13 protein-coding genes and 1 tRNA gene are annotated in these 12,615 nt (G+C 45.9%); 5 read left to right on the forward strand and 9 right to left on the reverse strand.

Going from position 1 to position 12,615, the window contains the following annotated elements:
* Positions 1 to 2: 2 nt before the first annotated feature.
* A tRNA-Thr gene (locus tag AC1XUF_RS17350) sits at positions 3 to 75 on the reverse strand.
* Between the two features lie 111 nt (positions 76 to 186).
* Positions 187 to 2,088: a DUF349 domain-containing protein gene (locus AC1XUF_RS17355; RefSeq protein ID WP_483343084.1), complete on the reverse strand. Its 1,902-nt coding sequence runs from the start codon at positions 2,086 to 2,088 to the stop codon at positions 187 to 189.
* 106 nt (positions 2,089 to 2,194) lie between these two features.
* On the opposite strand from AC1XUF_RS17355, the gene pdxH reads away from it, so the two are divergent.
* Positions 2,195 to 2,836 (forward strand): pyridoxamine 5'-phosphate oxidase, encoded by a 642-nt coding sequence (gene pdxH, locus AC1XUF_RS17360; protein WP_483343085.1) that lies wholly within the window; start codon positions 2,195 to 2,197, stop codon positions 2,834 to 2,836.
* A 94-nt stretch (positions 2,837 to 2,930) separates the two neighbouring features.
* Here the strand turns inward: pdxH and AC1XUF_RS17365 are convergent, their stop codons facing one another.
* From AC1XUF_RS17365 to AC1XUF_RS17390, 6 genes are all read right to left on the reverse strand, one after another.
* Positions 2,931 to 4,214 carry a citrate synthase gene (locus tag AC1XUF_RS17365; protein ID WP_483343086.1) on the reverse strand — a complete coding sequence of 428 codons (1,284 nt, stop codon included), beginning with the start codon at positions 4,212 to 4,214 and terminating at the stop codon, positions 2,931 to 2,933.
* A 310-nt stretch (positions 4,215 to 4,524) separates the two neighbouring features.
* Positions 4,525 to 4,983 (reverse strand): hypothetical protein, encoded by a 459-nt coding sequence (locus AC1XUF_RS17370; RefSeq protein WP_483343087.1) that lies wholly within the window; start codon positions 4,981 to 4,983, stop codon positions 4,525 to 4,527.
* A gap of 32 nt (positions 4,984 to 5,015) precedes the next feature.
* Complete coding sequence (gene miaA, locus AC1XUF_RS17375; RefSeq protein ID WP_483343088.1) at positions 5,016 to 5,987, reverse strand: tRNA (adenosine(37)-N6)-dimethylallyltransferase MiaA; 972 nt, start codon at positions 5,985 to 5,987, stop codon at positions 5,016 to 5,018.
* Entirely contained in the window at positions 5,971 to 6,894 is a 924-nt protein-coding gene (locus AC1XUF_RS17380) for a hypothetical protein (RefSeq protein ID WP_483343089.1), read from the reverse strand. Before AC1XUF_RS17380 ends, miaA begins: the two co-directional genes overlap by 17 nt.
* 75 nt (positions 6,895 to 6,969) lie before the next feature.
* Positions 6,970 to 7,815 (reverse strand): methylated-DNA--[protein]-cysteine S-methyltransferase, encoded by an 846-nt coding sequence (locus AC1XUF_RS17385; protein ID WP_483343090.1) that lies wholly within the window; start codon positions 7,813 to 7,815, stop codon positions 6,970 to 6,972.
* Positions 7,816 to 8,161: 346 nt separating this feature from the next.
* Entirely contained in the window at positions 8,162 to 9,145 is a 984-nt protein-coding gene (locus AC1XUF_RS17390; RefSeq protein WP_483343091.1) for a Gfo/Idh/MocA family protein, read from the reverse strand.
* 95 nt (positions 9,146 to 9,240) lie between these two features.
* Here AC1XUF_RS17390 and AC1XUF_RS17395 point away from each other — a divergent pair, with 95 nt between their 5' ends.
* The 4 genes from AC1XUF_RS17395 (at position 9,241) to AC1XUF_RS17410 (ending at position 12,035) form a co-directional block, all read left to right on the forward strand.
* A complete protein-coding gene (locus AC1XUF_RS17395) occupies positions 9,241 to 9,462 on the forward strand; it encodes a VF530 family protein (RefSeq protein WP_483343092.1) in 222 nt (73 codons plus the stop codon).
* A 46-nt stretch (positions 9,463 to 9,508) separates the two neighbouring features.
* Positions 9,509 to 10,396, forward strand: a complete 888-nt coding sequence (locus AC1XUF_RS17400) for a DnaJ C-terminal domain-containing protein (protein ID WP_483343093.1) — start codon at positions 9,509 to 9,511, stop codon at positions 10,394 to 10,396.
* A gap of 12 nt (positions 10,397 to 10,408) precedes the next feature.
* On the forward strand, positions 10,409 to 10,708 hold the full coding sequence (locus tag AC1XUF_RS17405; protein WP_483343094.1) for a chaperone modulator CbpM: 300 nt from the start codon (positions 10,409 to 10,411) through the stop codon (positions 10,706 to 10,708).
* Between the two features lie 91 nt (positions 10,709 to 10,799).
* A complete protein-coding gene (locus tag AC1XUF_RS17410) occupies positions 10,800 to 12,035 on the forward strand; it encodes a DEAD/DEAH box helicase (protein ID WP_483343095.1) in 1,236 nt (411 codons plus the stop codon).
* 75 nt (positions 12,036 to 12,110) lie between these two features.
* Here AC1XUF_RS17410 and AC1XUF_RS17415 read toward each other — a convergent pair whose 3' ends face one another.
* Positions 12,111 to 12,575 carry a CHRD domain-containing protein gene (locus AC1XUF_RS17415; protein WP_483343096.1) on the reverse strand — a complete coding sequence of 155 codons (465 nt, stop codon included), beginning with the start codon at positions 12,573 to 12,575 and terminating at the stop codon, positions 12,111 to 12,113.
* Positions 12,576 to 12,615: the final 40 nt, after the last annotated feature.

The raw sequence follows: 12,615 nt of genomic DNA on the forward strand, positions 1-12,615 counted from the left end.
TGAGCCCCCAGTCGGGATCGAACCAACGACCTACTGATTACAAGTCAGTTGCTCTACCAGCTGAGCTATGGAGGCCTTTTTTATTTTGATAACCCTGGTTATTCCGTTATCGTGGTGCAAAAGTAGCGCGAAGGATTATACAATGCAACAGTTTCAAAGTATTTTTTCCTCACTTTTTTCCCGATTTTATATAGCTTCCTGAATAATAGTGAGTTGATGTTTTAACTCATCCAGCTGATTCAGGGCACTATTGATCTTTCTTTCAAACTCTGCCTTCAAACGGTCCGAAGTTTTTGACTTGGCAAAAAACTCGATGTTATTCTGCCATAAAGCGATATCGTTTTCCAATTGGGTGATCTTCCGTCTGATATCGCTTTCCTTCCTGTATAAGGTCCGGTTGCTTTCTCCGTCACGAACTAACTCTACTTCGCTTTCCAGCACGGCCTGCTCTTTTTCTTTGGTAGAAAGCTGACCTATTGCGCTCACATAAGTGTTGATTGCCGCGATATAGCGCTTTTGAATTCCCTGCATGTCCTTTTTGGGAACAAACCCGATAGATGACCATTCGCTCTTAAATGCACTCAGCAGGTTCAGCGACGACTCATCTTTGCTCTTAGCTGCTGCTTCAATGCGGTCTATCAGATCGTTTTTGCGCTTCAGGTTAATTTCAAATTCCTCTTCTACCTCTTTGTTCTTAGCTCTTTTCTGATCAAAGTAGGCGTCGCATGCTTTTTTGAAACGATCGTAAATGGTATCCTTGTATTTCTCTGGTACCTGCCCGATTCCCTTCCACCTTTTCTGTAATTCAATCACTTTTTGGGTAGTGGCAGGATTGTCGTCACCTGTTGCCAGAATGGCTTCCGCTTCCACGCAAAGCTCGGTCTTCAACTCCAGATTTTGCTCTCTTTTAGATTCCAGCTGACGGAAAAATTCACCTTTGTTGTTGAAAAAGGTTTTCAGGGCTGCCCAAAACTTTTTGCTGAGTTCCTTTCCTTCTTCGCGGGGCATAATGCCCTTCAATGCAACCCATTGATCCTGGAAAGCCATAATGTCTTTGGTTTTGGCATTCCATTCTTTTATGCTTCCTGAATTGTAAGAGGTAAAGGGAACGATTGCTTCGTAAATTTTGAGCTTCTGGTCATAATTTTCCTGCATCGATTTCTTCTGCTCTGCAAACTGTCCTCTCTGAGCGTCATATAGGACATCCAAAGCTTCTTTGAAGCGCTGCCAAAGTTTTTCCTGGTCTTCTTTTGGAGCTGGACCTAAATGTTTATAATCTTCGAATATATGGTTGGCTTCATTCAGTATTTCCTTGGTCATCGGCCTGTTTGCCAATGACTTGCCAAGCTCTTCGACCTTTTCGCACAATTCCGCTTTTAAATCCGCATTACGGCGTCTGTCGAGTTCTTTTAATTCAAAATAGATATTTCTGTTGCTGAAATAGCGATCGATCAGCGCATTATAAGTTGCCCAAAGCGTTCCGTTGTGAGGAGAAGCGATATTTCCGGCCTGTTTCCAATCGTCCTGGATCTTTTTGAACTCCTCCCAACTTGATTTTAAACCGGATGCATCCGTCTCTTTTCCCTCATCATCCAAAAGAGCCCTCAGGCGCTGAAGCAAGGCTGTTTTTACATTGAAGTTCTTCTCCTTTTCTTTTTCCTGGCTTTGATAAAAGGAATTTTTCAAACCACGGATCTCCCGGCTTAACGAGTCAATTTTCTGCGTTTCTGCGTCATACTTGTACTCAAAACCTTCTTCGCCTCCCGTATCCGCAATGAAGGCTTTTAACGCAGCCTCTCTGTCACGCAGCTTGATTTGATCCAGGACAGGCCGGATCTCACGCGAAACTGCCTCGGCCTTTTTCAATAGGCCAGGTTTAAGCCCTTCACTCTGAATCGATAAAAGTTCGTTTTCCAACAAGTTAACCAGCTGCTCCTTTGATAGTTGGCTATAATCTACGTCCGAAGCTTCCTCCTCGTGCTCTTCTGTCAACTCGCTGTTAAGATCAATTTCGAGGGTGTCGACCGTCTTTTGTTCCAGGTCTTCCTGCTCTTCGCTCTTGACCCCTTCTTGTTGTTCTTGTGCCATCGTGATGCTTGTTTCGTACGTACGTCTCTTGTGGATTACAAATCTAATAATCTTTCCTCTGAAATGGCTACTTTTGAATTCCTAACATTGAACATATTCACGCAGAATGGACCATAATATTGCAAAAATCAGGCATGACTACCACTTAAAAGGCCTTCACGAAGGTGATTTAGCACCTGACCCATTGAAACAGTTTCGGTTATGGTTTGATGAGGCGGTGAATTCCGGAATCTCCGAAGCCAATGCGATGTTGCTGAGTACCGTTTCCAAAGGTCGGCCGTCGGCCCGTATTGTGCTGCTAAAAGACCTGGATGACCTGGGGTTCTCTTTTTTTACCAACTATGAAAGCAAAAAGGGGATGGAAATGGAGGCCAATCCGCAGGTAGCCCTGACATTTTTCTGGAAGGAGTTGGAGCGACAGGTTCGGATCGAAGGATCAATCACGAAAACGACTGAACAAGAATCAAATGAGTACTTTGCAATGCGACCAAGAGGTAGCCAGATTGGTACCTGGGTTTCTACGCAAAGCGAAGTAATCCCCAGCCGTCATTTCCTGGAAGAGAAGACCAAAGCTTTTGAAGCAAAATTTGAAGGAAAGGATGTGCCGAGGCCGCCTTACTGGGGAGGTTACCGCGTTATTCCGGATTACATTGAATTCTGGCAGGGAAGACCAAGCCGCCTGCACGACAGGCTGGCATATCTTAAGAGTGAGGCTGGAACTTGGAGCATTGAGAGGCTTTCCCCCTAAAACACCGTCCCCCTGAGAGGAACGGCGATCGCTTCTCCCAGGGGGACGTACTTATTGATTGTGCTGACAGATGACCCGCCATGCGCCAGAAATTTTAACGTTCGCTCATCGAGACGAATTCTCTCTTTGGTGCACCCACATAAATCTGACGCGGACGACCGATTGGTTCTTTGTTGGCGCGCATTTCTTTCCATTGCGCTATCCAGCCTGGTAAACGGCCAATTGCAAACATCACTGTGAACATATTGGTAGGAATGCCCAAAGCACGGTAAATGATACCTGAGTAGAAGTCCACATTCGGATAAAGCTTGCGAGCCACGAAGTATTCATCTTCGAGTGCCGCTTTTTCAAGGCTTTGTGCAATTTCCAGGACAGGGTCGTTGATCCCGAGCTTGTTCAATACATCATCAGCCGCCTTCTTAATGATGCGCGCCCTCGGGTCGAAATTCTTGTAAACCCGGTGGCCAAATCCGAACAAACGGAAACCGCTGCTCTTGTCTTTAGCCATGTTGATATATTTTTGCGTATCGCCGCCGTCGTTTTTGATTGCCTCGAGCATTTCGATCACTTCCTGGTTCGCGCCGCCATGGAGCGGCCCCCAAAGTGCACTGATACCGGACGAAATAGAGGAATAGATATTGGCGTGAGACGAACCAACCAGCCTCACCGTCGAGGTGGAGCAGTTTTGTTCGTGGTCGGCATGCAGGATCAATAACTTGTTCAGCGCCGCCGATACAACCGGATCTACGTGGTATTTGGCCACGGGCAGTGAAAACATCATGTTCAGGAAGTTCGAGCAATAATCCAGGTCGTTCTGAGGATAGTTGACCGGATGCCCCTGTGATTTTTTATACGACCAGGTCGCAATGGTTGGCAATTTGGACAACAGCCGGATGATATGCAGCTGCGTAACTTCCTCCGTATTTTGCTCCGTCGTGTCCGGATAAAACGAGCTCATTGCACTCACCAGGGATGACAGGACGCCCATTGGATGCGCATTTACCGGAAATCCTTCAAAAATCTTGCGCATGTCCTCGTTTACAAGTGTATGTGTCCGGATTTCATGCTCAAATTCAGCAAATTGCTTTTCAGTAGGAAGTTCTCCGTAAATCAGCAGATAGGCCACTTCCAGAAACGAGGCCTTTTCGGCCAGGTCTTCAATCGAATATCCTCTGTAGTTTAGTATGCCTTCTTCACCATCCAGAAAAGTGATGGCACTCTTGGTAGCGCCTGTATTTTTGTAACCTGCATCAATTGTTATGTATCCCGTTTGGTCACGTAATTTTGCAATATCTATCGCCTTTTCATGTTCACTTCCTTCAATTATGGGGAACTCGTACTTTTTACCATCAAGGGTCAATTCAGCTATTTGGGACATATAATTAAAAATAAAATTAAAAAGGTTAAAGACAAGATAGATGCAAATCAGGCCAGTTTAATGCAAAGATTTTCCGAGTTACTGATTTACTTATCCAACGAATTAATTTTGTGTTAAACCGGCCAGAATTAACCATTTTTCGAACCGACACAAGCCGCAATATCCTAAAAAAAGCGTGTACTTTCTATTATAATCTGTGTTTTATTTGTGAAAATTCCTTCCTTAAACAATAATATTTCATAATAGGAAGGAATAATGCTAATATTCTCCTGTTTTCCCGGTCGGTCCAAAACGCCTGTTCGTTGTGGGCTTAAATCTCAGGCTTTTGTCCATTTTCATGCGTTGGCTGCATCTCTTTCTGCGCCACTCCGGCTAGGATTCTTTTGAGGAAGTAACGTGCATACAGTCCTGTCAGGATCACTGGCAGCAAATGTGCCCCATAGATAAACGCTTTCCCTGTGATCTTATAAGCAAAGGAGGAAAATGTGATGTAAACGTACATGAACCACCCGATTGCAATCACGATTAGCAAGAGGTAGGCAGCCAATGCAGTCTTTTGCTTCAAAAACCTGTAAATCAATTCGCAGAGCAACAACGAAAACCCCACAACCAGCGCCACCGTCAGTACAGCCCGGGGGAAATTCCTGATATAGGTATGCTTGTAAACCAATACCCCGATTTTCCCGATCAAATTCGGATGCGCAAGCAGGTAGGCATCTGTAATACTTAAAACTAACAGCAATAATAAGCTGCTCAACTTCCTGTTCATTTTCGTATGACGTTTTTTTATTAGCAGTACTCTTACTTGATACCCGTCAATTTGTTTTTAAATTCCCTGTAACGGTCAATAATGGAGCCAATTTTCTTCACCTCATTCCACTCCTCTGGCAGCCAGTTGATTACCAGCCCTTCCTTTTCCATTTTACGAAAAAAGGTCATTTGGCGCTTCGCAAAACGGTGGATCTCGGCTTCCAGACGGTCTTTCATAAAGTCGTAGCCGATTTCTCCCATCAGATATTGGGTAACATATTTGTATTCAAGCCCGTAATAGATCAGCTGCTCAGAAGTCAGGCCGCTGCTTAAGAGCGATTTCACTTCCTCTGTCAAGCCGTTCTGAAGTCTGGTGTGCAGGCGTTTGCTGATACGCTCCCTTCTGACCCCGACCGGAGGGTTCAAGCCAAAAATAATCGCCTGATATTTTGGGGTTTCGGATGAAAACGAGCGCGACTCGCCGGGATTTTCCAACAGGAACGCCGCAATTTCTATGGCGCGGATCAGCCTCTTTCGGGTCGAAATGTCTGCCAATGCGTGATAGGGACTGTCAAACTCGCGAAACTTTTCTAAAAGCTCTTCTTTCGAAAGTGTTTCCAACTCGCTTCTCAGCTGTTCGTCGACTGGAATAGCAGCGTATGCGTGGCCTTTTAACAGTGCATAAATATAGAACCCGGTCCCTCCGCAGACAACAGGCACATGGCCATTTGTGGCAATGCATTCGTATGCTTTTTCAAAATCATGCTGAAAATGATTGACATTGTATTGGTCGCCAGCTTCCAGGATGTCGATCAAATGATATGGGATTACCTTTTCGCCGACAGTATATTCTTGCAGGTCCTTGCCTGTGCCAATATCCATTCCTTTGTAAACCTGCCGGGAATCGGCGCTGATAATTTCGCCGCGTAATTCGGCGGCAACTCGGGTGGCCAGATGCGTTTTTCCCGAAGCCGTGGGGCCTAGGATAATGAGTAAAGGCGGCCTGTCAGGCATCTGATCCATTAGTTTTAGCACTGGTTTTCCTCACAAACTTAATACTTCCCATATTGAAAACTTCCAGGTCGTGGTTGTCGGTAGCTTCATCGGTGCCTGGCTGCGGAGCGATTAAGCGGGATGATCTGACCAGATTAACCGGGTTGAGATAAAAGGGTTGCGGTGATTTGTACCCGCTCACTTCAAAACCCACTTTGGCATAACTGCTCCCTTCCGACCATTCGAGGTCGGCATAGGTCATGATATCATGCGGACTTTTGTCGGTGATGAAAGCGCGCAACAATTTATCCAGTCCTCCGATCACGTTCGTTCCCAGGAGACTTGCGAAGCGGACCAGTTCGAAGGACTTAACATCTTTACCTTCAACCCGAAAAATACGCGGGTAACTAAACGTCGCAACAGCTACCAGCAATTCGTCGGATGTGCGGTCTGCTGGAAAATCGATGTTCAATATTCTGAAATATTGTTTTGGTAAAAACAGGCCGAACTGCGTCTTCGAAGGGATGGAACCGTTCAGGTGATTGATGTCAAGAAACGCGGACGTAGTCGCTTTGTCAATTCGCCGGGCCTTTGTCAGTCTGGCGGGTATTTTTTGTGAAAAGCCCAATAACGCTAGAAACCTGGACTGAACAATCCGCTTTTTGGCTGTCCAATAATCTTCCCACAGCAGGATACATTTGATCTGGTCATTTCGGCTGCATTTAACCTGTTGAAAACAAACATCCAAAGCTTCCCTTGAGCCAAATACCTGCCATTCGGCAAGACCGACCAGCACAAGCGTCAGCACGGTCCCGCCATTGCCGGATACCTCCACCGACCAGGAAAAATTATTTCCCAGTCCAGCAGACCTGCATCGGAACCCTTTGGTAGCAAACCAATTGCATACTTCGTCGGGAAATTGGCTCTCGGACTTCAAAAACTGGATGTTAATTTGAGGCGGCAATTTATGGGCTGCGTTCCTCAGTAACAAAAAAAGATGCCGCCAGGATGGTTAATCTCCACGTTGCTGTGCGGCCTCCCAGCCAATCAATGCCTTTTTGCGAAGGCTCCCCCAACGGTATTCACCGAGTACACCTTCTTTGCGTATCACTCGGTGGCAGGGGATGAGATAAGCGATCGGGTTGTCGCCCACGGCGGTACCTACCGCTCGCACTGCTGAGGGATTGCCTATGCTTTTTGCAATCTGCTGGTAAGTGGTAACTGCACCCTTGGGAATACTGAGTAATGCTTCCCATACTTTCAACTGAAAATTAGTGCCCTGAACCAATATGGGCAACTTTTCGGGGGATTTCGAGGCAGGTCCGAAAATGCGTCCTATCAATTGTTCCGTCATTTCCTGATTTGGAGATATGCTCGCATAATGCCACTTCTTAGCTAGCTGGATTAACTGCTCGTCCTTCGAAGTTTCGTCAACGAAAGCCATCGCGCAGACTCCCCTGTCTGTTACCGCGATGAAGCAATGACCAAAAGGCGTTTCATGAATACCATAGCGAATGTCAAGTCCCTTTCCCGAGCTTTTGAATTCTTGTGGCGTAACTGCTTCGATCGTTGTAAAATGGTCGTAAACCCGGCTTTGGCTCGATAAGCCTGCGAGTTCTGCCAGTTCTGCCAGGTTGGATGATTCCTTGATCTTCTCCTTAAGATAACCTGCCGTAATGTATTGGAGAAATTTTTTGGGACTTACCCCGGCCCACTCTGTAAAAACCCGTTGAAAATGAAATTGGCTGATGCTTACTTCTTCGGCCACTTCAAACAGTGACGGCTGCTCTTTTGCGTTTGCGACTATGAATTCGATCGCCCTGGCAATTTTTTCGTAATTGTAAGTTTGCTGGTCCATTGGAATATTAATTTGTTGAACAAATTTGGCCCATATCTTGAACCTGTTCAACCTGAAACTTGCTCATCTACATCATCAGAAAGCGTTTCGCGCAGCACAAACCAATCGGGAGATATAATAATGGAAAGAGCTCCTCTCGGAGCTCTTTGCTATCGGATCAATAATCCTTTTTGCCGTCTTTTTTTGCCTTCTTATCGGCGCGCTTTTCTTTGAGGGATTTCTCGGGCTCCTTTTTGGTGCTTCCTTTATCAAGATTTTTACCTTTTGCCATGACTACTGAGTTTTGAGATTAGCGTTTTACAAATAAACTGAAATAGTAAGAAAATCTGTATCCTGCATGACCGAATTATTGGTTTTGCGTGATCCAGTCCATGATATGGTTCGCCCTGGCCCCGGACTCTCCACTGCTGGGGCACAGGCCTTCTCCACGCAGCTCCTTCACAATGGAGTCAATAAGCTGTTGCTGAACATGCTTGGGATATGGAATATGAAAAACCTCAGTACCTTCCGCAGTTTCCACTTTAATGTCGAATTTTTCGAAAAATGAAAAGGTAATGCGGCCTTTTGACCCGATGATTTGCGCCATATCCTCACGTTGCTCTTTATTGATCGTATAACACCAGCTGCCTTTGCCGAGAACACCCGATCCGAACTCGAAACTGGCCATGACAATATCGTCCGCCTCATACAATCCAGCCTGGTTCCTGGCAATTCCGGTTGCATATTTGACGGGGCCAAAAACGTATTCAAGGAAATCAAACTGGTGCGAAGCGAGATCATGGAAGTGCCCACCGCCGGAGATTTCGGGATTGACCCTCCAGCGTGGTTTGGGATTTTCGCCCACTTCCTCGTCGTAAGGCTGCCATTGGAGACAAATGTCCACAAACCTCACATCTCCGATCACCTTCTGATCGATCAGCTCTTTTACCTTTTTGAAATAATCCAGCGACCTGCGATAATAGGCTACAAAAACAGGTATGCCTGTTCTCTTGCTCTCCTCGTTGATCCGGTCGCATTCAGCACCGGTCCTTGCCATTGGCTTTTCAATGTAAACAGGTTTGCCGGCAGCCATGGCTTTGAACGCAAGGCTTTCGTGGGCATCGGGCGGGGTGGCGATATAAATCGCGTTGATATCCGGGTCATTGATCAAATCGTCGGCATCGGCATACCATTTGGGAACGCCGTGGCGGGCAGCATAATCAGCTGCGAGCGCGGCATCCCTGCGCATTACCGCAACGAGGGTGGAATTGTCGACCAGATTGAAGGCAGGACCGCTCTTGACTTCAGTAACATTCCCGCAACCAATAATTCCCCATTTAATTTGATCCATAATCAGGCGTTAAGATTTGAACTAAACAATCAGCTTAATAATTATTTAATGAAGGAAATCTACTTTAAACGTATAGCAACATTTTGAACCAAAATATGGAAACGCAAACCAATAACCCGCTTCATGGAAAGACCCTGGAGGCAATTCTGAATGAACTGGTGGCGTATTATGGATGGGAACAAATGAGTTACCACGTGAATATCAACAGCTTTCAGCATGACCCGAGCGTAAAGTCAAGCCTTAAATTTTTGAGGAGAACGCCATGGGCACGAAAGAAAGTGGAGGACCTTTACCTCAAAATGCAGGAACGAAAATAAAAAGCAATTGAAAATTAGCTATCTACATCCATTAAGTTGAAACATTATGCCTTTTGTAGATTATTATCAAATACTGGGTCTGGACAAAACAGCCGATGAAAAAGCCATCAAAAACGCTTACAGAAAGCTGGCGAGAAAGTACCATCCGGATCTTAACCCCAACGACAAGGAAGCTCAGAAGAAATTTCAGGAACTGAACGAGGCCAATGAAGTGCTGAGCGACCCCGAAAAGAGAAAGAAATACGACCAGTATGGAAAGGACTGGCAGCACAGCGAAGAATTCGAAAAAGCCCGCCAGGCAAGGGGAGGTGCCGGCAGGCAGGAAGGCCAATGGTATTCCGGCGGAGGGGCTGACGGGTTTTCCGACTTTTTCGAATCTATGTTCGGCTCAGCGAGCGGCTTTGGCGGCGGCGGTCGCCAGGCCAGGTTTCGCGGGCAGGACTACCAGGCGGAGGCACACCTTACATTGAGGGATGCTTACGAAACACACAAGCAAACGTTGACAGTGAATGGGAAAAATATCCGCATCACCGTTCCCGCAGGTATTGAAAACGGGCAGACCATCAAGATTCCAGGTCACGGTGGAAAGGGATCCAACGGCGGTCCGGACGGCGATCTGTACCTGACTTTTACGATACAACCCGACGAAAAATTCAGGAGATCTGGAAATGATCTGCATTATAAGGCGGACCTCGACCTTTATAAGGCGGTTTTGGGAGGCGAGATGGTGATCGAAACTTTGAGCGGAAAAGTAAAGCTCACTATTAAACCCGAAACCCAGAATGGCAGTGTTGTCAGGTTAAAAGGAAAAGGTTTTCCGGTTTACAAAAAAGAAGGAGAGTTTGGCGACCTGTACGTCACGTTCGATGTAAAGATACCGACCAATCTGACAGACCGGCAAAAGGAATTGTTTACTGAATTATCTAAATCTTAATCCATACAAACTATGGAAAATGATCAATTGATAGCCATTGAAACTTTCTGCACTTACTATGGTGTCGAATATTCATTTGTAGAATCACTGCAGAATAATGACCTGATTGAAACCGTTCTTGTAAACGACCACCGGTTTCTTCAGGTACCGCAATTGCATAAGATAGAGCGGATGATCAGGCTTTACCATGATCTGGACATTAACCTGGAGGGCATTGCGGCCGTTCATACGCTGCTTAATCGTATTGATTATCTGGACAGGCAGGTTCTTTTGCTAGAGAACAAACTGAGGTTCTACGAAGCGGGAAGGTAACATATATCAGTCTTTCAGGAATAACAGGTGTATCTTTGTCCGTTTTTTAGCATTGCAGCCACTTTCCAATGGTCTGCGGAATCTGTTATTTATGAAATTCGAAGATTATCACATTGCCGGGGAAATTAAAAGAAGCCTGGAAACATTGGGCTTCAAACGTCCGACGGACATTCAGTTCAAGGCTATCCCGGCGATTATGAAAGGGGAAGATGTACTCGCAATTGCCCAGACCGGGACAGGCAAAACAGCGGCGTTTGCTATTCCGGTTATTGACAAGCTCCATAAGCAAAAGACTTCCAGCCGCTCCGAGGGGATCAAATGCCTGGTAATGGTGCCTACGCGGGAGCTGGCTATCCAGATCACCGAAGTATTCAACACAATCGCGGAACACACACGGGTCAGGACCCTCAGTTTATTCGGTGGGGTAGAACAGGACCCGCAGATCGCGAGGCTGGAAAAAGGCATTGACGTGCTTGTCGCTACGCCGGGCCGTATGTTTGACCTGGTCAGTCAGGGACATATCAATTTCAGCCGCATCGAAATACTGATTCTGGACGAGGCCGACCACATGCTGGACCTTGGGTTTATCAAGGACATTCAGGATTTGATCAAATTTCTGCCCAAGAACCGGCAAACCCTGTTTTTTTCGGCTACTATCAATGAAAAAATAAAGAAGCTGGCTTATTCTCTGGTACGCAATGCGATCAGGATACAGATCTCGCCGAACAATCCTGTTGCCAGAAATATTAACCATTCCGTGGCTTTTGTTGAAATGGACGACAAGCGATTCTTTTTAGAGAGGGTTATTAAAGAAAACCCCGACAGCAAGATCCTCGTTTTTGTCAGGACGAAGGTGCGCGCCGAGAGAGTTTTTAATGCATTGGAAAGAATGGAGATCAAAAGTCTGACCATTCATGGTGATAAAGAGCAGGCGGACCGGCTGATTGCAATGAATGAATTTAAAAAAGGGAATGTAAAGGTACTGATCGCAACGGACGTCAGTGCGAGGGGAATTGATATCCCCAATGTGGACTACGTGGTGAACTACGATCTACCGGAGCAACCCGAAAATTACGTCCACCGGGTAGGAAGAACAGGCAGAGGGACACAGAAAGGATTGGCGGTTTCATTTTGCAGTGCCGAAGAAAAGCCCGTATTGGAAGAAATTCAGAAGTATCTTGATAAACCCATAGATGTGTTGAAAATAAGCAGCACCGATTACAACCAGACGCTGGACTTCACTGCGGATACCACAGATGATCTCAAATCGCTGATGCAGGAAGTAGAGGATTACCAAAACTTCAAAAAGAAAAAGAAAAGGAAATAATCAGAGCTTTACCATAAAAAAGGGGGTTGCAGATCATTTCCGCAACCCCCTTTTTTATGGTATATCCGTTAAATCCTATTCTTCAAACTTATCAGCCAGGATCTGGCCCCGAATTTCTCCATAAATAAATGTCGTGGTGGGGATATTCACATACAGCAATCCTTCGATCAACATCGTCTGCTGCTCGACAGTCAGTTTCTTGGTACCCTGAACCTGATTTCCGGTAGGGTTGTCTTGCAGCGGGAACAACAGCGGGCCTGCTTCCCACGCGGGGTTCGCGCTGTGAATGTTAACCGAAGTAGGTACTATGTTCTGGTAGGTAATGTTGTATTTGAGCTCCATAGTTACCTTGTTGTACTCGAAAACCCCAGTTCCCTGACCGGCAGAAGTTGCCTTGGGGACAGTCGGGCTACTATTAATGACTGCAGAAAATTTGACAATGTCGTTTTTGTGAGGTCCTTCTTCTTTACAGGAAGTGACAAATCCCAACATCAAAACTCCTGCGATCAATAGTAAAAAACTTTTCATTGGCTTTTTCATACAGCGTTTAATTTAAAAATGTAACCCCTAAATATACATA

The organism is Dyadobacter sp. HNCC25DJ185, from assembly GCF_056895195.1.